This window comes from Photorhabdus kayaii (assembly GCF_025384895.1).
In the GTDB taxonomy this organism is placed as follows: domain Bacteria; phylum Pseudomonadota; class Gammaproteobacteria; order Enterobacterales; family Enterobacteriaceae; genus Photorhabdus; species Photorhabdus kayaii.
Genome location: NZ_JAJAFZ010000023.1, coordinates 19,365 through 41,156, shown reverse-complemented (window position 1 = coordinate 41,156; position 21,792 = coordinate 19,365). Strand labels below are relative to the sequence as shown.

At 42.3% G+C, this 21,792-nt stretch carries 17 protein-coding genes; 8 read left to right on the top strand and 9 right to left on the bottom strand.

What is annotated here, in order from left to right; genetic code table 11:
• Positions 1-362: 362 nt before the first annotated feature.
• The 5 genes from fis to LGZ98_RS10815 form a co-directional block, all read right to left on the bottom strand.
• The gene (fis, locus tag LGZ98_RS10835) at positions 363-659 is read right to left on the bottom strand and encodes a DNA-binding transcriptional regulator Fis (RefSeq protein WP_010847912.1); all 297 of its coding nucleotides are present in this window, start codon (positions 657-659) and stop codon (positions 363-365) included.
• A 25-nt stretch (positions 660-684) separates the two neighbouring features.
• Positions 685-1,650, bottom strand: coding sequence for a tRNA dihydrouridine synthase DusB (gene dusB / locus LGZ98_RS10830; protein ID WP_113043704.1), 966 nt, complete (start codon positions 1,648-1,650; stop codon positions 685-687).
• Positions 1,651-1,933: 283 nt separating this feature from the next.
• Positions 1,934-2,824, bottom strand: coding sequence for a 50S ribosomal protein L11 methyltransferase (gene prmA / locus LGZ98_RS10825; protein ID WP_262978072.1), 891 nt, complete (start codon positions 2,822-2,824; stop codon positions 1,934-1,936).
• 43 nt (positions 2,825-2,867) lie between these two features.
• Positions 2,868-4,313 (bottom strand): sodium/pantothenate symporter, encoded by a 1,446-nt coding sequence (gene panF, locus LGZ98_RS10820; protein ID WP_262978071.1) that lies wholly within the window; start codon positions 4,311-4,313, stop codon positions 2,868-2,870.
• Entirely contained in the window at positions 4,303-4,545 is a 243-nt protein-coding gene (locus LGZ98_RS10815) for a YhdT family protein (protein ID WP_112879754.1), read from the bottom strand. The genes panF and LGZ98_RS10815 overlap by 11 nt, the downstream gene beginning before the upstream one ends.
• 688 nt (positions 4,546-5,233) lie before the next feature.
• Between LGZ98_RS10815 and LGZ98_RS10810 the strand changes: the two genes are divergently transcribed.
• The gene (locus tag LGZ98_RS10810) at positions 5,234-6,463 is read left to right on the top strand and encodes a multidrug effflux MFS transporter (protein WP_262978070.1); all 1,230 of its coding nucleotides are present in this window, start codon (positions 5,234-5,236) and stop codon (positions 6,461-6,463) included.
• Between the two features lie 1,551 nt (positions 6,464-8,014).
• Here LGZ98_RS10810 and accC read toward each other — a convergent pair.
• The 4 genes from accC to acuI form a co-directional block, all read right to left on the bottom strand.
• Positions 8,015-9,364 (bottom strand): acetyl-CoA carboxylase biotin carboxylase subunit, encoded by a 1,350-nt coding sequence (gene accC / locus LGZ98_RS10805; protein ID WP_113043669.1) that lies wholly within the window; start codon positions 9,362-9,364, stop codon positions 8,015-8,017.
• Positions 9,365-9,376: 12 nt separating this feature from the next.
• Positions 9,377-9,847 carry an acetyl-CoA carboxylase biotin carboxyl carrier protein gene (gene accB, locus LGZ98_RS10800; protein ID WP_113043670.1) on the bottom strand — a complete coding sequence of 157 codons (471 nt, stop codon included), beginning with the start codon at positions 9,845-9,847 and terminating at the stop codon, positions 9,377-9,379.
• 29 nt (positions 9,848-9,876) lie between these two features.
• The gene (gene aroQ / locus LGZ98_RS10795) at positions 9,877-10,329 is read right to left on the bottom strand and encodes a type II 3-dehydroquinate dehydratase (protein WP_113043671.1); all 453 of its coding nucleotides are present in this window, start codon (positions 10,327-10,329) and stop codon (positions 9,877-9,879) included.
• A gap of 208 nt (positions 10,330-10,537) precedes the next feature.
• On the bottom strand, positions 10,538-11,515 hold the full coding sequence (gene acuI / locus LGZ98_RS10790; protein WP_113043672.1) for an acrylyl-CoA reductase (NADPH): 978 nt from the start codon (positions 11,513-11,515) through the stop codon (positions 10,538-10,540).
• Positions 11,516-12,157: 642 nt separating this feature from the next.
• Here acuI and mreB point away from each other — a divergent pair.
• The 7 genes from mreB (at position 12,158) to nit1 (ending at position 21,791) form a co-directional block, all read left to right on the top strand.
• Positions 12,158-13,201: a rod shape-determining protein MreB gene (gene mreB, locus LGZ98_RS10785; RefSeq protein WP_011148194.1), complete on the top strand. Its 1,044-nt coding sequence runs from the start codon at positions 12,158-12,160 to the stop codon at positions 13,199-13,201.
• Between the two features lie 110 nt (positions 13,202-13,311).
• Positions 13,312-14,346, top strand: coding sequence for a rod shape-determining protein MreC (gene mreC, locus LGZ98_RS10780; RefSeq protein ID WP_112896274.1), 1,035 nt, complete (start codon positions 13,312-13,314; stop codon positions 14,344-14,346).
• Positions 14,346-14,834, top strand: coding sequence for a rod shape-determining protein MreD (mreD, locus tag LGZ98_RS10775; RefSeq protein WP_112879257.1), 489 nt, complete (start codon positions 14,346-14,348; stop codon positions 14,832-14,834). The genes mreC and mreD overlap by 1 nt, the downstream gene beginning before the upstream one ends.
• A 207-nt stretch (positions 14,835-15,041) precedes the next feature.
• Positions 15,042-15,629: a Maf family protein gene (locus LGZ98_RS10770; protein ID WP_113043673.1), complete on the top strand. Its 588-nt coding sequence runs from the start codon at positions 15,042-15,044 to the stop codon at positions 15,627-15,629.
• Positions 15,626-17,095 (top strand): ribonuclease G, encoded by a 1,470-nt coding sequence (rng, locus tag LGZ98_RS10765; protein WP_113043674.1) that lies wholly within the window; start codon positions 15,626-15,628, stop codon positions 17,093-17,095. Before LGZ98_RS10770 ends, rng begins: the two co-directional genes overlap by 4 nt.
• A 47-nt stretch (positions 17,096-17,142) precedes the next feature.
• Complete coding sequence (gene yhdP / locus LGZ98_RS10760; RefSeq protein ID WP_262978069.1) at positions 17,143-20,937, top strand: AsmA2 domain-containing protein YhdP; 3,795 nt, start codon at positions 17,143-17,145, stop codon at positions 20,935-20,937.
• On the top strand, positions 20,934-21,791 hold the full coding sequence (nit1, locus tag LGZ98_RS10755) for a deaminated glutathione amidase (RefSeq protein ID WP_113043676.1): 858 nt from the start codon (positions 20,934-20,936) through the stop codon (positions 21,789-21,791). The genes yhdP and nit1 overlap by 4 nt, the downstream gene beginning before the upstream one ends.
• Position 21,792: the final 1 nt, after the last annotated feature.

Here is a 21,792-nt window from a genome sequence, read left to right as displayed (position 1 = left end):
TGCCGACGTCTATGTTCATATGGTGGATAGTTCTTTTGATGAATAGCTATTTTGATGTTGGCAATTTTTGTATATTATCTCAATAACGACTTACCTCAATAACGACGTTCCCTATAAGCAGACATATATTCTCTTGGGGATCGATCGGTCATTTTCTTGAAAAAGATGGTGAAATCGCTACCACGCACAAGGGAAAGCGTTAGATTCTAAGTTATATTTTATCAATATAGCCTCATGCAATGGCTAAAGAGCATTGCAATGCTGTTATTCCAGTAGCATCAATCCTCTACCGGTGAATTTGGCAAAAAAGGCACTTTACCAAGAGGTACAGCGCCTTTTTTAATGAACTAACGGTTAATTAATTAGTTCATGCCATATTTTTTCAATTTCTTACGCAGTGTGCCACGGTTGATGCCCATCATCAGGGCAGCGCGCGTTTGGTTGCCACGGGTGTATTGCATCACCATGTCCAACAATGGCTGTTCCACTTCAGCCAATACCAACTCATACAGATCATTAACATCTTGACCGTTTAATTGAGCAAAATAGTTCTTCAGTGCTTGTTTAACTGAATCACGTAAAGGTTTTTGGGTTACCTGATCTTGTGAATTTACAGTAGCAACGGTTAGTACGTCAGAATTTACGCGTTGTTCGAACATAGTTCTGTCAGCTCTTTTCTTTATATTACGCAAAATTTTCGAAATATGCCCCCAACACCTCCAGCTGTTCGCTGGCATCCTCTATGGTGTTGAATGTGCGCCGGAACTGGTCATCAGGAGCATGTTCCCGGAGATACCAGGATACATGCTTACGTGCTATACGGGCTCCTTTGCTTGGACCATAAAAGTCGTGCAATTCCTGTATATGCTCGTTCATTAAATGCTGCACTTCGCCAATCGGCATCGGTGACAGCAGTTCTCCTGTTGCCAGATAGTGCTGGATTTCCCGGAAGATCCAGGGTCTTCCCTGAGCAGCGCGGCCTATCATCAGGGCATCAGCCCCGGTGTATTCAAGCACTGCTCTGGCCTTAAGCGGGTCAGTAATGTCACCATTGGCAATAACCGGGATGGCAACAGTCTGCTTAGCTGTCCGAATATTGTCGTACTCTGCCTCTCCGTTAAACAAACAGGCACGAGTCCTGCCGTGGATCGTCAGAGCTTGGATACCACAATGCTCGGCCAATTGGGCAATCTTTACACAGTTTCGTTCTTCTGGCGACCATCCAGTGCGGATTTTCAGCGTAACAGGAACATCTACTGCGTTTACAACGGCAGAAAGAATTTTTTCCACCAATTCAGGGTAACGTAGTAAAGCCGAACCTGCTAGCTTACGATTCACTTTCTTGGCTGGACACCCCATGTTGATATCAATGATCTGAGCACCATTAGCGACGTTGATCTTCGCTGCCGCTGCCATTTCATTGGGATCACTGCCAGCAATTTGCACGGAACGAATTCCCGGTTCGTCACTGTGAACCATACGTAGCCGGGATTTGTCTGTCTTCCAGACCTGTGGGTTGGAAGAAAGCATTTCCGATACTGTCATACCTGCACCCATTTTGTAACATAGTGACCGAAACGGGCGGTCAGTTATGCCAGCCATTGGGGCCGCAATAAGACAGTTTTTCAGCTGGTATTGTCCGATACGCATAGACGAAGAAAGAGTGGCCATACTGTGACTGCAAGGGCGCGTATATTACGCATTTTTCGCAAAATATGAAAGGCCAAACTTTGAGCAAATCGTCATTTGTCACAACTTTTTTCCAGCTTCTCTTCTGTGGTAAATATAATTATTCATAAATAACATGGTGTTATATGTTATTGGTAAAGTTTATCACTTAGGATTTTTCTACCAGCAAGTTTGCTGACAGCACGGATTATCATCAATAAGCGATCAAAATTTGCACTTGAAATTATAACAAAATAAAATAATTCTAATTTGTTGTTATTTTTACCCCAGATATCCGGCACCATTCTTCCTGTTCCGCAACAGGATCAATTACAAATTTATCTGTATAAGCCTGAATAACACTTTCTGCTTGGTTCGTTAAAATGCCCGATAGACCTAACAGGCCACCCGGTTTTGGTAATGCACCAATTACAGGGGCGAGTTCACGTAGAGGGCCTGCCAAAATATTAGCAATTACTACATCAGATTCAAGATCAGTTGGTGCATCTTTCGCCAAATATAGCGTTAAACGCTCCAGAACGCCATTACGTTCTGCGTTGTCTCGGCTGGCCTGAATAGCTTGTGGGTCGATATCTATGCCAATAGCGTGAGTTGCACCGAGCTTTAGCGCAGCAATTGCGAGTATGCCGGAGCCGCAACCAAAATCGATAACCGTTTTACCTTCCAGATTGAGTCTGTCTAGCCATTGCAGGCATAACGATGTAGTTGGGTGAGTACCTGTACCAAAAGCCAGTCCAGGATCTAGCATAACGTTGACAGCATCTGGATCAGGGACGTCGCGCCAGCTTGGACAGATCCATAAGCGGTTGCCAAAACGCATTGGGTGGAAGTTATCCATCCATTCACGTTCCCAGTCTTTGTCTTCCAACTGCTCAATTTTATGAATAAATCCTTCACCCAACTGAGGAACTTGTTCGAGTTGGCTGATAACTGCTTTCATATCCGTTTCAGCATCATAAAGCCCGATGACATCTGTATCTCCCCATAAACGAGTCTCGCCTGGTAAGGGTTCGAATACGGGATTATCGTGGCTATCTTGAAAGGTGACTGATACTGCTCCATTTTCCATTAGAGTATCTCCAAGGGATTCAGCGAGCTGTCCTGTAGTATTTAATCGAAGTTGTATCCAAGGCATAAAAAATTTTCCTTAATTGAAAAAATAGGGTAAAGAAACCGACTTAGTGTGGTCTGGCCGCTTTTAGCGGTAATCGCTGACTGATGGTATTGCCCATCCAGAAAGTTAGCAGGCTGAGTAGCAGCGATGGCACGATCGGATGGAAGCCCAATAGATGGATATTGAAACTCGCGAGCAGAGTGTAGCTTGTTGCCCCTGTAATCATCGAACTGACAGCGCCATAGGCATTGGCTTTTTCCCAATACAGGCCCAGTACTAATGGCCAGAGGAATACGGCCTGTAAGCCACCGAAGGCCAATAGATTCAGCCAGATAATCATCTCGGGTGGGTGCCAGGCGGCTAAAAGTAGCAACAAACCAAGAATCAGGGTAGAAAAACTGGAAATTCGGGCGAGTCTTTTTTCCTGTGCGATTTGTTGTGGAAACAGGTTTAGGTAGAGATCTTTGACGATTGTTGCAGAAGATTGCAGCAGTTGTGCATTAATTGTGGACATAATGGCGGCCATCGGTGCGGCTAGAAAAATTCCAGCAGCGAATGGTGGCAATACAGTGATCATCAATGTTGGGATCACCTGATCGGGAATGGTCAGATCAGGAATAATGGCTCGACCAATTGCGCCTGCTAGGTGCATACCAAACATGAGGATCGTCATGACGATGGTTCCGATGATGATCCCACGGTGAACAGCTTTGCTATCGCGGTAGGAGATGCAACGAACGGCAGTATGAGGTAATCCAATTACCCCAAAACAGACCAGTATCCAGAACGATGCCATGAAAGGTCCGCTAAGGATATGGCCTGCGCCTTGTGGGGAAACCAGCTCAGGATTAATTGTTCGTAATGTGGCGACCGCCTCTGACAGACCTCCTGCCTTATAGATAATCGCCACCAGCAGTAGAACAGTGCCTAGCAACATTACCAGCCCTTGTAGGGCATCATTGAGAACACTCGCTCTGAACCCCCCAAATGCGGTATAGAGAGCGATAGAGATACCGAAAATCATTAATCCAGTGCCATAAGGGATACCCGCAGCAGTTTCCAGCAGGCGTGCGCCGCCAATAAACTGAACGGTCATCGCGCCAATAAAAGCGACTAAAAGACTTAGGCTGGCAAACCAAACCAGAAAACGACTGCCATAACGGGCATATAACATGTCATTAAGGGTGACGGCATTATAGCGACGGGCAAGAATGGCAAATTTTTTACCTAACACACTCAGGGAAAGCCATATTGCTGGCAACTGAATCAGCGATAGTAATACCCATCCCAAACCATATTTATAGGCTGCTCCTGGCCCGCCGATGAATGAGCTGGCACTGATATAGGTGGCAGTAATGGTCATTGCCAATACAAAGCCGCCCATTGAACGGTTGCCAAGGAAATACTCAGTCAGGAAGGTGCCTTTCTGGTGGCGTCGATAAGCGTAAACTGACAGGAGAAATACCAATGCAAGATAGCCAAGCAGAGGTAAGATAACTTCACTTTGCATTCTCATCCTCCAGCGGGACTTCTTTGAAAATAAACTTCACCATTAACCAGCAGAGGATAATGAATACAACTGGTAGTAACAAACATGCCATTTCAAACCAGCGAGGTAAGCCGGTGACACCGGGAGCATCACTGGGTAAATAGGCTGTCAATAGCCAGCCAATAAGATAAGCAAGCGTTAGGAACACGGCCCAAAGTGCTTCTTTATGGGATTGAACAAATCGTCTGTCCATTCGTTCTTCCGGTAATAAAATAAGATGGGAAGGGAAGGATTGTACGGCAAGATGCGAATTCATTCAGGAAATATTTAAGCAGCGCAGAGTCAACGTCTTCAAAGGTATTGACGTTAACTACGGCATAATCGCGACCGTTAATTTGACTGATGACAACAGGCACTACTCCGCACTGACGAATGATGTCCAGACAGCATTGTGCTTGGTACAAAAAGGGCAAGTACATGTTCGTGCTGGAATCTCAAAATGATTTTTTTAGTATTATATGTTGTGTTTTGTATTTTTTTTATTCATTTTTGAACTTAAATTCTATGTTTTTTTGTTTGCTAAAAGTGATGTTAGTGTTACTATTTTTTTAATTAATATTTACATGAATTTATTTTTGTAAAAGTTAATTATTAAAGAAGTTGTGTAAAAGTATCTCAATATTTGGAGGGGGTATTTATAGAGTAAAAAATTATTAATCTAAAGCGTAAATGGGATTTAATTTTCATGTTGTTATGAAAATCTTTCAATTCTTGCAGCACAAGGTGATATGCAAATTAATTTGTTACCTTTTCACATGCAAGATCTTGATCTTTTCATTAAATAAGTGATTGTATGCATTTAATATAAATTTAATTGGCGCGTGGTTTTTATACATAATTTATTCTGGGATAATGTTTATTATATTGATTGGTTATGGTCCATGAAAAATAAATCTTTATTATTTATCGTTTTAATGGCTTTTCTTTCTATGGGGGGGCTGGTTTCATCGGATATATTCCTACCCGCTTTGAGTAAAATGGGAAACTATTATCACGTTAGCGAATCTAGTATACAAAGTACAATAACTATATTTCTATTTGGTATAGCCTTTTCTCAACTTATTTATGGACCATTAAGTGATTGTTTAGGAAGAAAAACGGTTCTTATTTCTGGGATGATTATATGGTTGATTTCAACAATCGGTATTTTTTACAGTACGCATATTAGTGAGTTACTATTATTGCGTTTATTCCAGGGAATAGGCGCTTGTGCTGGTATTACATTAAGTCGTGCCATTATTAGTGATCTGATGGAGAAAGAAGAGGCAGCCAATTTGTATCTGATTATTTTCCCTTTTGTGGGAATGTCACCCGCTATCGCACCAATGATCGGCGGTATGTTAAGTGAATATTATGGCTGGAAATCCTGTTTTTTATTTCTTATTTTATTTATAACAGTCACGCTTATATTGTGCTTGCTAGTTCTGAAAGAATCACTACCAATAAATAAACGCAAAAAATTAAGTATTAAAAATGTATTGGTTAGTACTTACCAAGTGATAATAAATAAAGAGTTTCTTTACTATGCAGCAATACCTTGCTTCGCTTATACGGCATATTTTTCTTATTTGATTGAATCTCCATTTATTCTTACAGCTATGGGATTACCAGAAAAATATGTTGGTTACACCTATATAATGCTCTCTTTAAGTTATGTGTTGGGTAATCTTACGGCTAAAAAATTAAGTCGCCGTCAGGGCGTGAGAAAGACAATTTCTCATGGTTATCTCATCTTTGTTGTTGGAGGTATTGCTTTCACGATACAAATGTTTTTTAGTTCCTACCCATTGATAACTTCTGTGCTAACAATATCAGTATTGACTTTCGGTAATGGTTTTTTATTGCCACTAGGTACTGCATCGGCAATTGCCACGCATTCTCAAGCGGCTGGGACAGCTTCCGGCGTAATGGGAACATTGCAATTAGGTAGTGCAGGACTGGCATCATTGTTTATTGGTTATATATCTCACCATGAACCTATTAAAGTGGCATCTATCATCACAGTTGTTTCTTTGGTCGGTAGTATTATTTATATAACGGGTAATAGAGGCGATAAAGAAATAAGTAAAAAACAAATAATAGAAACTAAAATAGGAATGAAAAATGGTTAATAATATATACCCAATGGATTTCAAGATGGATCGCGATGGCAAGGGAACGAATCCTCGGGAGCATAGATAACTATGTGACCGGGGTGAGTGAGTGCAGCCAACAAAGAGGCAATTTGAAAGATGACGGGTATAGAACATAATCATGCTCGCGCTTTCAAAAACGATATAGCAATATCCAAATCATTTGTGAAGTTGACGGGCAATGGTTTTTATAAAGAGGAACGGTTTAATCGAACCGTAGAAAAGCCATATTATTGGCGAGTTAAAATAGTGTAAAGCCAGTTTAAATTACAGGCTCCACTTTGAGTTTTATCATGAGCAGGTTTTAAACTGTTATTTAAAGTCACTGTTTTAATTTAGGGTTTTAATCAGTATAGTGTTTTGACGGTTTGTGATCACTACACTTTTACCACTTGATTTTTATTAAGTTTAATCACTATAGGATATCTTATTTTACGTCAAACCAACGTTAATCATACCCTTTATTGATGCTGTTTTACCGGCAATTCTGAGTAGTTTTAATAAATCACTACCCTTGATGTTTTTTCAGATAATCCCCTTTTTTTCAGGGTGTTAATCCTGCCAGATTAATCGTTTTATCCATTTTTTTATTGCGTTGTTTTTATGGTTTTCTTCATAAAATAACGATGATAAAGCGCGTTAATACCCATCTGTTCGGATAATATGCTTTTGCATGCTGATTTCTTTTCGACTTTCTTTTAATGGTCGATGACTTCGATTAAATATAATTAACTCTCCTTTTGAAAAGTTGCATGTATTTAGTTAAATCCGCTTTTTATATAAAATCTTTAATATCTCTGTATTTTCGCTTTTAAATGGTCATGACAGATTTGGTAATTATAAAATAAACGGAGTATAGTATCGCTGATAAATGCATTAAATATGGCAGGGAGTAAACTGTTTTTTAGTCATTTTGTCTTGCTTAAAAAGCTAGTATTAATCGGAACCTATTTTTTTAACCTTTGTCTGATGGATAACTGAGTTAATCATCTTTAATGCTTTTAAACGTTTTTGTTCTTTTTTCCATGTTTAATCTAAAAGCTTCTCAACTTTTTTTAACGATTATCCTCATTTTTCGTAAACTTCTTTCAGTCATGCAAAATCTTTTGTTTGAGAAAATTTTCTTAATGCGGTTAATCCTGTTGAATGTTTTGATACAATCTCATCTTCTTGTTTTTTGATTAACGCTATTATTTTGTCATGTGGTTAATAGATTCAAAAGCCGTTTTTCCTGATGTTTTCTCTTCCAATATCAGTATAGTATCGAGTTTTTTACCTGCTTTAAAAAATCTTTAATTACTTTCGGTTTTACCTTTAATGACTAACGTTTTTACCGGTTTTTTCGTGATGCGCTTGCCCTTTTTCCAGATTTTAAAATCACACTGATTTTACCTCAAGGTGGGTTTTAACGTGGTGGTAAACTCCGTTTGGCGAACAGAACTTGATTAAAATTAAAAAGCGGCGCTTTGTCAGTAATTTGAAGGAGCGTTTAAGCGCTCCTTCAAAGATATTGATGTCATTAAACCAGTTTTAAGTTTCCTGTAATCCCAGTTTTTTCTCCAGATAGTGGATATTCGTGCCACCATTCTGAAAGTTTTCATCATTCATAATCGTCTGTTGAAGCTCGATATTTGTTTTGATGCCATCAATGATCAATTCTGCCAATGCATTTTTCATACGGGCAATGGCATTGTCACGATTTTCACCGTAAGTAATCAGCTTACCAATCATTGAATCATAGTAAGGGGGAACGGTGTAGCCAGCATAAATATGTGATTCCCAACGTACGCCAAATCCACCCGGTGAGTGGAAGCGGGTAATTTTTCCTGGGCTTGGCAGGAATGTGTTCGGATCTTCGGCATTGATACGACACTCAATGGCGTGACCACGAATAACAACATCTTTCTGCTTAATTGAAAGTGGCATACCTGCGGCAATCCGCAACTGCTCTTTAATCAAGTCAACACCGGTAATCATTTCTGTAACTGGATGTTCGACCTGAATACGGGTGTTCATCTCAATGAAGTAGAACTCGCCGTTTTCATACAGGAATTCGAAAGTACCAGCGCCACGATAGCCAATTTCAATACATGCGTTAGCACAACGTTCACCAATACTGCGGCGCATCTCTGGCGTGATACCCGGAGCAGGGGCTTCTTCGACAACTTTCTGGTGACGGCGTTGCATAGAGCAATCACGTTCAGCCAGATAAATTGCTTGACCTTGACCGTCGGCCAATACCTGGATTTCAATATGACGTGGATTCTCAAGGAATTTTTCCATATAAACCATATCGTTATTGAAAGCAGCTTTTGCTTCCGCACGGGTCATATTGATTGATTGTTCCAGATCTTTATCACTGCGGACGACGCGCATACCGCGACCACCACCACCGCCGGATGCTTTGATGATGACAGGATAGCCGATGCGTTTAGCGATGGTTTTGTTTTTCTCTGTGTCATCAGACAATGGACCATCAGAGCCTGGTACACAAGGAACCCCTGCTTTTTTCATCGCATTGATAGCAGAAACTTTATCACCCATCAGGCGGATCGTTTCTGCTTTTGGGCCGATAAAAATAAAGCCGGAACGTTCAACCTGTTCAGCAAAATCTGCATTTTCAGACAGAAAACCGTAGCCAGGGTGAATGGCTACTGCGCCAGCGATTTCTGCCGCAGAAATAATCGCAGGGATATTAAGATAGCTTTTTGCAGAAGCTGCCGGGCCGATACAGATAGTTTCATCTGCCAGCAGTACGTGTTTTAAATCACGATCCGCAGAGGAATGTACCGCAACGGTTTTGATCCCTAACTCTTTACAAGCTCGCAGGATACGCAGGGCAATTTCACCACGGTTAGCAATTACAATTTTATCAAGCATGGGAACGCCTCGTTATTCGATGACGACCAATGGCTCGTCAAATTCAACGGGTTGACCGTTTTCCACAAGAATCGCTTTAACCACACCTGCTTTGTCGGCTTCAATCTGATTCATCATTTTCATTGCTTCAACGATGCAGAGGGTATCACCCACATTGACACGTTGGCCGATTTCGATAAACGGTTTCGCATCTGGGCTAGGTGTACGATAGAAGGTACCTACCATTGGAGAACGAACAACGTGGCCGTCGATTGCAACCGATCTGTCGCTGATCGTTTCTGGTAGAGCTTGAGAAGGCGCAACAGCGCTAGCCAGCGCAGGTTGTTGCGCTTGGACGGGAATATATTGTTGAGCTGCCGGAAAACTCTGGGGGGCTAATGCGCGGCTGATGCGCACTGACTCTTCCCCTTCAGAAATTTCCAGTTCAGAAATGCCAGATTCTTCAACCAGCTCGATCAGTTTTTTTATCTTACGAATATCCATGAGTGTGATTCCGTACTCTTCTGTTTTATTTAGTTGAGTTTTGACAAGCGGTTTACCGCTGCCTGTAATGCAAAGCTATAGCCATCTTCCCCTAAACCGCAGATTACACCAACAGCAAGATCTGAAAGATATGAGTGATGACGAAATGGCTCGCGGGCGTGAACATTGGATAGGTGGATCTCAATAAATGGGATCTTCACTGTCAGCAATGCATCACGCAGTGCCACGCTGGTATGCGTGAATGCAGCAGGGTTAATCAAGATAAAATCAGTATTACCCTGTGCAGAATGAATTCTATTTATCAGCTCAAATTCTGCGTTGGATTGCAGGTGACTGAATTTGACCCCTGATTGATGGGCTTCTTCAGACAATTTGCTGACGATATCATCAAGCGTTAAGTTGCCATAGATATCAGGTTCCCGGGTTCCTAACATATTCAAGTTAGGGCCGTTAAGGAGTAAAATGTGAAACTTGTCTGCCATTGTGCTGGTATCTCCGGCAATTTGTCAACAACTGCCCAACATAATCCTATATTAACGATTTGTCATCTTTTTATAACAGCCACAAGTTCATTTCGGCGATAAAGCGCGACATTATAATCATATCGTAGCATTTAGCAGCTAAATACTGGTCTTATCAGAAAAAATGTCAAGAATAAAACAACCGTACTTTAGAGGCTAATCACAATTCTTAACGAACTCTTACCAATGTACGTCCTGTAACCTGGTTAGCTATCAATTTATTAGCGTATTCCACAGCTTGGTCTAGTGTGATTTCAGTCGTTGCTTGTTGATAAAAAGCAGCAGGCAGTAGCTCTTGCAGACGTTGCCACACGGCGGGGCGTTTGGCTGATGGAACCGTGACCGACTCTACACCTTGCAGGCGTATGTTGCGTAAAATAAATGGCATCACTGTTGTTGGCAGATTGGCATTGCTGGCAAGACCGCAGGCTGCAACGGTACCGTTATAGTGAGTTTGGGCCAGTATTGTTGCTAGTATATTATCGCCTACAGTATCAATGGCTCCTGCCCAAAGTTGTTTTTCCAATGGGCGCGGTGGTTGGCTAAATTCATGACGTGGCAGAACCTTTTTTGCCCCCAGGGACAACAAATATTCATGATTTTCTTGTCTGCCGCTAACGGCAACAACGGAATAGCCAAGTTGTGAGAGTAGCGCTATTGCTGTGCTTCCTACACCACCACTGGCGCCTGTCACAATAACATCACCATTTTCTGGCTTGACGCCACCTTGTTCCAAGGCGATAACACACAGCATTGCGGTAAAGCCAGCAGTACCAATGATCATTGCCTGTCGGCTATCCAAACCAATGGGTAAAGGCGTTAACCATTCCCCTGAAACTCTGGCTTGTTCTGCCAAGCCGCCCCAATGATTTTCTCCTACGCCCCAGCCGGTTAATAAAACATGCTGGCCGATATGAAAACGCGGATCTTCTGTGTGGTGTACGATTCCAGAGAAATCAATGCCCGGTATCATTGGAAATTGACGGATAATTTTCCCTTTACCTGTGATTGCCAATGCATCTTTATAGTTCAGGGTTGACCAGTGAATATCGACGGTAACATCCCCCTTGGGAAGATGAGAAGTCTCAACTTCTTCAATGGACGCTGTTAATTGATTCTGTTGTTGTTTGAGTAGCAAGGCTTTCATTGATCGTTCCGTTTTCTGTAATTGATTTTGTCATTAAATAAGAATAGATAAAAATGGGTGATTTACATAAGGAATATAAGAAAAAATAAAGTATTGATGGATTCTGAAACAGAATCTGTTCACATTTTTTCTATGATGTCGGTATCGGATTTCAGACTATTACCTATCGAGATCTATTTCAGAAAATTCTGTTTTTTATTATTTATTAGCAGAAAGTATTGTATTTTAGTCGCAATTTATTACATCATTAATTTGTTCACTACATAGACTACGTACTTGTAGTTAAATATTGGAAATAGTGAGCAGAAGTGTGGGTCTTATGTGAACTTACAAGAATCGTTACTGGTCAAAAAACAGGAGCGGGTTTATTCGGGTTACGGTATCCGTGCCTAATGTTGAATTATGCAAAATCAGGTGGTTCTTGCATTCAGTTATGGAACAATTGGTAAAATTAACCCATTTTTATGCAGTTTTTTTCTGCTCCGTTTGGGAGAAGTAACGTAGAATATCGCTCTGTTGATATGAATAACGTAGCCACTTTTTTATTGAAGCAAGTGCTTGTGTGCCTTGTCGCTGCTTCATGTGGTTGGTAGAGTAGACGGGTTTCGTTCCGTCCCCAGCTTGCAGGATTATCCTTTCGCTATGTTTAAAAAATTTCGTGGCATGTTTTCCAACGACTTGTCTATTGACTTGGGTACCGCCAATACCCTTATTTATGTCAAAGGTCAGGGTATTGTATTGAATGAACCTTCTGTCGTCGCAATCCGTCAGGATCGTGCTGGTTCATCGAAAAGTGTTGCTGCCGTTGGGCAGGAAGCAAAGCAAATGCTGGGTCGAACACCGGGTAATATTGCGGCAATTCGTCCGATGAAAGATGGGGTGATTGCCGATTTTTATGTTACAGAGAAGATGCTGCAACACTTTATTAAGCAAGTTCATAGCAACAGTTTCATGCGTCCAAGCCCGCGAGTTTTGGTTTGTGTACCGGTTGGTGCAACTCAGGTTGAGCGTCGGGCAATCCGTGAATCTGCACTCAGTGCTGGCGCTCGTGAAGTATTTTTGATTGAAGAACCTATGGCTGCGGCGATTGGTGCAGGCTTACCTGTTTCTGAAGCCACTGGATCAATGGTTGTGGATATTGGTGGTGGCACGACGGAAGTGGCGGTTATCTCTTTGAACGGGGTTGTTTATTCATCTTCTGTACGTATCGGTGGTGATCGTTTTGATGAGGCTATTATCAATTACGTTCGTCGTAATTATGGTTCACTGATTGGTGAAGCAACGGCTGAGCGTATTAAGCACACGATCGGTTCTGCTTATCCTGGTGATGAGATGCTGGAGATTGAAGTGCGTGGTCGTAACTTGGCTGAAGGTGTGCCACGTGGCTTTACGCTTAACTCCAATGAAATTCTTGAAGCTCTGCAAGAGCCTTTAACGGGTATTGTCAGTGCTGTCATGGTCGCTCTTGAGCAGTGTCCTCCAGAATTGGCTTCCGATATTTCAGAACGAGGCATGATCTTGACCGGGGGTGGTGCATTATTGCGCAATCTTGACCGTTTACTGATAGAGGAAACCGGTATTCCTGTCATTGTTGCGGAAGATCCCTTGACGTGTGTTGCTCGTGGTGGCGGGAAAGCACTTGAAATGATCGACATGCATGGCGGTGAACTCTTCAGCGAGGAGTGAGTGTTAACTTGCAAGTGAGGGGGGAATGACGGGCAGCTCAGACCTCCTTGCGATTGCTGTCTGGGAATTCCATTGTTTATGAAACAGTACAGTTTGGAATAGCGCAGCTTATGAAGCCAATTTTTAGCAGAGGGCCTTCCCTGCAATTACGACTTTTCTTTGCTGTTATTGTTGCCATTGCTTTGGTTGTGGCAGACAGCCGCCTTGATGCTCTCAGTAAAGTCCGTAATTATATGGATACGGTAGTCAGTCCATTTTATTTTCTCGCCAATGGCCCGCGTCAAGTGCTTGATGGTGTGTCAGAAACCCTTGCTTCCCGTGAACAACTTCGATTGGAAAATCGTGCTTTACGCCAAGAATTATTGATGAAAAATAGCGATATGCTGTTGTTAGGCCAACTTAAACAGGAAAATTCCCGCTTGCGTGAGCTATTGGGATCACCTTTACGTCAGGATGAACACATGATGGTGACGCAGGTGATCTCCGGTAGGGCTAATCCTTATAGTGATCAGGTCGTCATCGATAAGGGATCAAGAGAAGGTGTTTATGAAGGGCAACCTGTTATCAGTGATAAAGGCATTGTTGGTCAGGTTGTTGCTGTCAGTCAGTTTACTAGCCGGGTATTACTGATTTGTGATACGACTCATGCTTTACCCATCCAGGTCTTACGTAATGATATCAGGGCTATTATTGCTGGTGCAGGTTGTACTGATGATTTGCAGTTTGAGTTATTACCGAGCAACACAGATATTCGGGTTGGGGATGTGTTGGTGACTTCTGGGTTAGGGGGTCGCTTCCCGGAAGGTTATCCGGTTGCTGTGGTTTCGTCAGTTAAAGTCGATAATCAACGGGCTTATACTGTAATTCATGCTCGGCCAACGGCAGAATTACAGCGTTTGCGTTATTTGTTGTTGTTGTGGGGGGCAGATAATAATCCATCCGAACCATTGCCTCCATCAGAGGTTTATCGTGTAGCCAACGAACGTTTAATGCAAATGATGCCCCAGGTATTGCCACATGCAAATGAAATGGGACCACCTGCACCATCGTCGGTTTCTGATGAAGCAACCAAGACAACAGAAAGAGTAAAAGGTGCTGAATCGACAATAACGTCGGCTAAATTTATAAATTCGGGAAATCGTTAATGAATCAATACCGGAGTCATGGGCGTTGGATCATTTGGGTATCTTTCTTGATTGCAATGGTGCTGCAAATTATGCCGTGGCCGGAGCAAATTTATATGTATCGGCCAACTTGGTCGGCACTATTGTTGATTTATTGGGTGATGGCGTTACCGCATAGAGTCAGTGTTGGTACCGGTTTTATATTGGGGATCATCGTAGATTTGATTCAGGGAGCGACACTGGGTGTTAATGCTTTGGCTTACAGCCTTGTGAGTTATTTGGTGTCATTTAAGTTTCAATTATTTCGCAATATGGCACTTTGGCAGCAGGCTTTGGTTGTCATTGCTTTATCGGTACTGATGGATCTCAGCGTTTTTTGGGCAGAATTTTTGTTATCAAATGTTGCTTTTCATCCAGAAGTATTCTGGAACAGTTTGGTCAATGGTATTCTTTGGCCGTGGTTGTTCCTGTTAATGCGAAAAATCCGTCGTCAGTTTAATGTACATTAGTGGTCGGATCGCCGTTTTTAATGTCCTGACAGAGCTTATTCCAGCAGGCGTTACTGATGCAGGCCATTTTTTCCAATAACTTGAGGATACGAGTAGTGCGTATAACCGGAGCGTACATAATGTACGTGAGGATTAAGCTCTGCTCTAGGTTCAAAATGGCAAATGAAATAGCCTAATGAGATAGGTAGTAGTAAGGACGAGATCATCATGAAAACCCTTTATCTGGCTTCCGGCTCACCAAGGCGGCGTGAGCTGGTTGGATTATTGGACTTTAAATTTGAAATTCTTTCTCCTCAGGTAAAGGAGCAGTGGCAAGAGGGTGAAACTCCGCGTCAGTATGTCAGCCGATTAGCAAAAGATAAATCTCTAGCGGGAGTTGCTATTGCACCAGAGGATTTTCTGGTGTTGGGAGCGGATACTGTTGTTGTATTGAATGGTAAGATTCTAGAAAAACCACGTAGCGAGCAACATGCTGTTGCAATGCTCAGTGCACTTTCCGGTCAGCGTCATCAGGTGATGACAGCCATTGCTTTATCAGATAGTCAGCGTACCTTAAGTGATATAGTTATTACAGATGTAACCTTTCGCCAATTATCCACGCAGGAAATTTTGGATTATGTAGCAACCGGTGAGCCGATGGACAAAGCGGGAGCTTATGGTATTCAGGGAAAAGCGGGTTGCTTTGTTAAAACGCTGAATGGCAGTTATCACTCAGTTGTTGGTCTGCCATTGGTGGAAACGCACGAATTAATCACAAAGTTTTTTGCGTTAGTTGATGGGAAGGGGAACCTATGACAGCAGAGTTATTAGTCAACATCACACCATCCGAAACGCGCGTTGCTTACATTGATGGTGGGATTTTGCAAGAAATCCATATTGAAAGGGAAGCCAAAAGGGGAATTGTCGGCAATATTTATAAAGGTCGTGTAAGTCGGGTATTACCAGGAATGCAGGCTGCTTTTGTTGATATTGGGCTGGAAAAAGCCGCCTTTCTTCATGCCTCAGATATTATGCCTCATACGGAATGTATTGCCGGTGAGGAGCAAAAGAACTTTCATGTTAAAGATATTGCTGAGTTGGTTCGCCAGGGACAAGATTTAATGGTTCAGGTAGTGAAAGATCCCCTTGGTACCAAGGGTGCTCGGCTCACTACCGATATTACCTTACCTTCCCGTTATCTTGTATTTATGCCCGGTGCATCTCATGTCGGGGTTTCACAACGTATTGAAAGTGAAGAAGAGCGTAATCGCCTGAAAAATATTGTTGCTGATTATTGTGATGAACATGGTGGTTTCATTATTCGGACGGCTGCCGAGGGCGTTGGCGACGAAGAATTAGCTCAGGATGCGGCTTTCTTGAAACGATTGTGGAGTAAGGTGATGGAGCGTAAAAAGCGCAATGTCACTAAAAATAAACTTTATGGCGAATTGGCTTTGGCTCATCGTATTTTGCGTGATTTCGCCGGCGCGGCCCTTGATCGTATTCGTGTAGATTCTCGTTTGACGTTTACTCAGTTACAGGAATTTATTCGCGAATATATTCCTAAAATGACAGCCAGATTAGAGCTTTATAACGGTAGTCAGCCTATTTTCGATCTGTTTGATGTAGAAAATGAAATTCAGCGAGCACTCGATCGCAAAGTTGAATTAAAATCAGGTGGTTATTTGATTATTGACCAAACTGAAGCGATGACCACAATTGATATTAATACCGGCGCATTTGTTGGTCATCGTAATTTGGAAGAAACTATTTTTAATACCAATATTGAGGCGACGCAAGCTATTGCCAGACAATTAAGGCTGCGTAATCTAGGTGGTATTATTATTATCGATTTTATCGATATGAATAGCGAGGAGCATCGCCGACGGGTATTGGCTTCTCTTGAACAGGTGCTGAGTAAAGATCGTGTTAAAACCACGATTAATGGTTTTTCACAACTCGGGCTGGTGGAAATGACTCGTAAGCGGACTCGTGAAAGTATCGAGCATATACTTTGCGGCGATTGCCCTACTTGTAAAGGAAGGGGAACCGTGAAATCTGTTGAAACTGTCTGTTATGAGATTATGCGTGAAATTGTGCGAGTGCACCGGGCAGTTGACGCAGATCGTTTCCTTATTTATGCCTCACCCGCAGTGGCTGAAGCGTTGAAAGGAGAGGAATCTCATGCACTGGCGGAAGTGGAGATTTTTGTCGGTAAACAGGTAAAAGTTCAGACAGAACAGCTCTACAGTCAAGAACAATTTGACGTAGTTATGATGTAACCATCTGATTTGCTGACATAACAGCATTGGTAACCAAGGAGATGCGTGTGAGGCGACTGCCGGGAGTATTATTAGCGACAGCCGCAATAGTCATTATCATTGTGGCTTTGCTTGTTAGTGGATTACGTTTTCTACTGCCACATATTAATGATTACCGCCCACAATTATTCGCTAAAATTGAATCAATTATTGGTGTACCCATTGATGCTGGATATATTGCAGGAGAATGGGAATCTTTCGGGCCTGTTTTTGAATTACGTGATATCAGTGTAAAAACCGCAAATGCTGATGTGAAAGCGAAAAAGATCACGGTTGCATTGGATATCTGGTTATCTTTACTAAGGATGCGTTGGAATTTCCGCGATCTTACTTTTTATCAGTTACAAGTAGATTACTATCAACCGCTGTTTAATGATCAAAGCGGTAATATGTTTTCCCAATCGGATCTATTTTCTGATCTGTTTCTGGAGCAGTTTGATCATTTTAATCTGCAAGATAGCCGTTTTACTTTCCTTACTCCCTCTGGTGAACGCGCTGATCTTCTGTTACCACAATTAACCTGGCTGAATAAAGATAATCGTCACCGAGCTCAAGGGAAAATTAGTCTCTCTTCGATCAATAATCAGCATGGGGATATACAAGTTAAATTTGATTTGCATGACACTAATGGCATATTGGATAACGGTACTATTTATTTACAGGCAGATAATGTTGATGTTCATCCGTGGCTAAGCCATTGGTTGCAGGATAATACTGGGCTGAAGGATGCTGAGTTTAGTTTGTCTAGCTGGATTATGCTGAAAGATGGTCGGATTGATGGTGGTCAACTGCAACTCCGTCAGGGAAAAGCTAATTGGAAAGTTGCTAACAAATCCCACAACCTTTCTGTCAGTGATTTAGTGTTACGAATGCGTCGCCAAGATGGTGGTTGGTTGTTTGATGCACCTGAGCTGGCAAATTTGATCACTGATGGTCAACAATGGCCGTCAGGAAAAGTATCAGTGCTCTATCTACCGGAAGCCAAGAGAGCTGATGGTCATGATCATTGGCGTGTCCGGGCAAAAAACGTTCAACTTGAACGGCTAAGTAGCATTTTACCGACTTTTTCTTTTTTGACGTCTGATCTTGTGAAGGATTGGCAGCATCGTCAGCCACAAGGATTGGTAAAGTATCTTGCCCTCGATATTACACCCAAAATGGCAGATGATTCCCGAATCAGTATGCAATGGCAGAATGTCAGTTGGCAGCGTTGGCAGGAATTGCCTTCTATTGATAATTTCTCTGGTTCTCTCAATGGCAGCTTGCGGCAAGGCAAACTGAGTTTTGCATTGAAGAATAGTGTCGTTGATTATCGAGATATGTTCTTGGCACCGTTCGAGATATCCCAAAGTCATGGCGAAATACTCTGGCGGCAAGATGAGCGAGGCTTACAACTTTGGAGTCAAGGATTGGATTTGCAGGCGAAATCATTGTGGGTCAATGGTGATTTTCGTTATCAACAGCCTAAAGAACAGCCTCCTGCGCTGAATATTCTGGCGGGAATACGGGTTTATGATGCAGGTGATGCCTGGAGATATTTTCCAGAATCTTTGATGGGAACATCTCTGACTGACTATCTAACAGCTTCAATTATTAAAGGGCAGATAGAAAACGCGACTTTTGTTTTTCAAGGCAATCCAAAAGATTTCCCATTTGCAAAGAATAATGGTCAGTTTCAAGTTTTTGCTCCATTGCGTCATGCGACTTTTCAGTACCAACCAAATTGGCCGGCATTGCTAGATCTCAATATTGATCTTAATTTCCAGAATAACAGTTTATGGATGCTTGCTCTGCAAACGGCACTTGGTAAAGTGAAAGCTAGCAATGTTTCAGCAGTAATTTCTAATTATCGCAGTAAGAAATTGTTAATCAACGCTGATCTTCTGGGAGAAGGCAAAGATATTCATGAATATTTTACCCGTAGCCCGTTAGCAAATTCTGTTGGTGAAACGCTGGATATATTGCAGGTTGGTGGTCGGATTGCTGGTAATTTGCATTTGGATATTCCACTCAATGGTGGCAATGTGGATGCCCGTGGTGAGGTGACTTTAAACAATAATCACTTGTTGATTAAGCCTCTAGATAGCGAAATGAAAAATGTGAGTGGCCGGTTTCGCTTTGATAATGGTAATTTACAAAGCGGCAAATTATCGGCCCAATGGCTTGGGCAGCCTGTTACGGTTGATTTTTCTACTAAAAGTTTACCCAAAAACTACCGAGTCAATGTTGGTCTGAATGCGCATTGGGCTGTGGCAAAATTATCTAAATTTTCACCAGCGATTGCTAAAGCGTTTTCTGGCTCTGTTGATTGGGAAGGGAAGGTCGGTGTCAGTTTGCCGTTTCAGGGCAAGCCTCAATATGATATGAAAATCGACGTTGATTTATCACAAGTAGATAGTTATTTATCTGCCCTGAAAGCGGATGAACTGCGTGCTCTTCATATTCTGGCTGATGGTGATATGGAACAGTTGCAAGTAAAAGGCACTCTGGATAAACAGTATGCATTTAATACTCAATGGCGTCTGGCTGGGAAAAGCACTCAACTGTCACGTGGAATTTTACAAAGCAGCGATAAAATTCCTGATTTGCCTGAAAAATCCCTATTGGAATTGAATCTTCCGGTAGTTGAGGGGGAAGAGTGGTTAGGGCTGATTGCGCCTCTGACTTCTGGTTCTTCATTGGCAGGTATGTCAATGTTGCCACAGCATCTGCATATATCACTTCCATCACTGGATGCGGGGGGACAACGTTGGAATCAGTTATCGTTGGATGTGGAAAAACAGCTTTGGGGAACGCAGATCACTGCTAATAGTCGGGAAATCAGCGGTAAACTTAATATCCGTCATAGTGGCTCTTGGCAGATGAATTTGAGCCATCTTTACTATAATCCTCTGCAACATAGTCCTCTGCAAGCTGAATCGGATTTACCTAAGCAATTTCAGACAGGTACAACTCTGCGTTATTCGTTGAATCAATGGCCTTCATTAGACATCATCTGTTCTGAATGTTGGATTATGGGATTGAAACTTGGGAAGGTGTCTGGTTCCCTGATTCCAGAAGGTAATTCGCTGGTATTAAGAGATGGAATAGTAGAAAACAGTGTCAGTAAACTAACTTTGGCAGGTCGTTGGCAAGAAGGGGCTGTAGGGAATAATACTCGTATCATGGGGCAATTTTCTGGTGAAAAGTTTGATGAGATGGCATCTTACCTTGGTATAGTCGTACCGATTGTAAATTCACCGTTTACCTTCCATTTTGATTTTAATTGGTGGGATACTCCGTGGAAACCCAATTTCCAGACGCTGAATGGCAATCTTAAAAGTGACTTAGGCAAAGGTGCTATTGAAAAATTGGGGGGAGGAAGTGCTGGTCAGTTACTAAAATTAGTCAGTTTTGATGCTCTGTTACGTAAATTACAGCTCGATTTTAGCGATACCTTTAGCCAGGATTTTGAATTTGATTCAATTCGTGGTGATGTTTCAGTAAAAAATGGGATACTCAAGACCGAAAACTTACGGGTTGATGGGTTGATTGCCGATGTGATAACGAAAGGTGAAATCGATCTTGTTCGCCAACAGATCAATATAGAAGCCATCGTCACGCCGGAGATTTCTGCTACTGTGGGGGTAGCGACGGCTTTTGTCATCAATCCGATGGCAGGTGCTGCATTATTCGCAGCGACCAAGGTTTTGGGGCCGTTATGGAATAAGATATCCGTTATTCGTTACCGGATTACTGGTAATCTTGAGCAACCGAAAATTGATGAAGTTCTGCGTCAGCTTAAGGAGAATAGAGGAACATGAGAAACGTTAATGTTGCACTCTTGCAGTTATGTAGCGGTGAAAATATCAAACATAATTTGTCGCAAATTGAACAACAAATTAAGCAGTTGCCAGATACTATCAAGTTTGTCATGACCCCGGAAAATGCACTGTTGTTTGCTAATGCTGATAGCTATCGTAGGCATGCGGAACAACAGGGTCATGGGCCTTTGCAGCAAGCTGTTAGTGAGATTGCACGCCGTTATGGTGTTTGGTTATTAATCGGTTCTATGCCGCTTATCAGTCGTGAAAATCCTGAACGGCTCACCAGTAGTAGCCTGTTGTTTGATGATCAGGGTAAGATTTGCGCACGTTACGACAAAATCCATATGTTTGATGTCAATATTAATGATGAACATGGATCATATAATGAATCATCTGTTTTCCAGCGTGGGGAACATATTACCGTTGTAGATACACCTGTTGGGCGTCTCGGAATGACCATATGTTATGATCTGCGCTTCCCTGGGTTGTTTCAGGCATTACGTGAGCAAGGCGCTGAGTTGATATCTGTTCCTGCGGCATTTACTCGTTTAACAGGAAAAGCACATTGGGAGCCACTGTTGCGGGCTCGCGCTATTGAAAACCAGTGTATTTTGTTAGCGCCGGCTCAGGTTGGTGTACATGGAACCCGTCAGACGTGGGGTCACTCAATGGCAGTGGATGGTTGGGGGAAAGTGATTAAGAAAAACCCCGATGCAGTCAGTGCATTACAACTGAATATCAGGGCAGATAGCTTGAAGATTATGCGTGAGCAGATGAAGGTGGTGAAACATAACCGCTTTCGACCGCAGTTGACTTCCTTGATTGAAAAAATACCGCAAATTAAAGAGTAGC

Excerpts from the sequence above, each read along its gene's own strand:
- aroQ (WP_113043671.1), bottom strand. The coding sequence starts at position 10,329 with ATGGCAGACAAGTTTCACATTTTACTCCTTAACGGCCCTAACTTGAAT.
- rng (WP_113043674.1), top strand. The coding sequence starts at position 15,626 with ATGACAGCAGAGTTATTAGTCAACATCACACCATCCGAAACGCGCGTT.
- accB (WP_113043670.1), bottom strand. The coding sequence starts at position 9,847 with ATGGATATTCGTAAGATAAAAAAACTGATCGAGCTGGTTGAAGAATCT.
- LGZ98_RS10810 (WP_262978070.1), top strand. The coding sequence starts at position 5,234 with ATGAAAAATAAATCTTTATTATTTATCGTTTTAATGGCTTTTCTTTCT.
- acuI (WP_113043672.1), bottom strand. The coding sequence starts at position 11,515 with ATGAAAGCCTTGCTACTCAAACAACAACAGAATCAATTAACAGCGTCC.
- panF (WP_262978071.1), bottom strand. The coding sequence starts at position 4,313 with ATGCAAAGTGAAGTTATCTTACCTCTGCTTGGCTATCTTGCATTGGTA.
- mreB (WP_011148194.1), top strand. The coding sequence starts at position 12,158 with ATGTTTAAAAAATTTCGTGGCATGTTTTCCAACGACTTGTCTATTGAC.
- fis (WP_010847912.1), bottom strand. The coding sequence starts at position 659 with ATGTTCGAACAACGCGTAAATTCTGACGTACTAACCGTTGCTACTGTA.
- LGZ98_RS10815 (WP_112879754.1), bottom strand. The coding sequence starts at position 4,545 with ATGGACAGACGATTTGTTCAATCCCATAAAGAAGCACTTTGGGCCGTG.
- accC (WP_113043669.1), bottom strand. The coding sequence starts at position 9,364 with ATGCTTGATAAAATTGTAATTGCTAACCGTGGTGAAATTGCCCTGCGT.
- dusB (WP_113043704.1), bottom strand. The coding sequence starts at position 1,650 with ATGCGTATCGGACAATACCAGCTGAAAAACTGTCTTATTGCGGCCCCA.
- mreD (WP_112879257.1), top strand. The coding sequence starts at position 14,346 with ATGAATCAATACCGGAGTCATGGGCGTTGGATCATTTGGGTATCTTTC.
- mreC (WP_112896274.1), top strand. The coding sequence starts at position 13,312 with ATGAAGCCAATTTTTAGCAGAGGGCCTTCCCTGCAATTACGACTTTTC.
- LGZ98_RS10770 (WP_113043673.1), top strand. The coding sequence starts at position 15,042 with ATGAAAACCCTTTATCTGGCTTCCGGCTCACCAAGGCGGCGTGAGCTG.
- prmA (WP_262978072.1), bottom strand. The coding sequence starts at position 2,824 with ATGCCTTGGATACAACTTCGATTAAATACTACAGGACAGCTCGCTGAA.
- nit1 (WP_113043676.1), top strand. The coding sequence starts at position 20,934 with ATGAGAAACGTTAATGTTGCACTCTTGCAGTTATGTAGCGGTGAAAAT.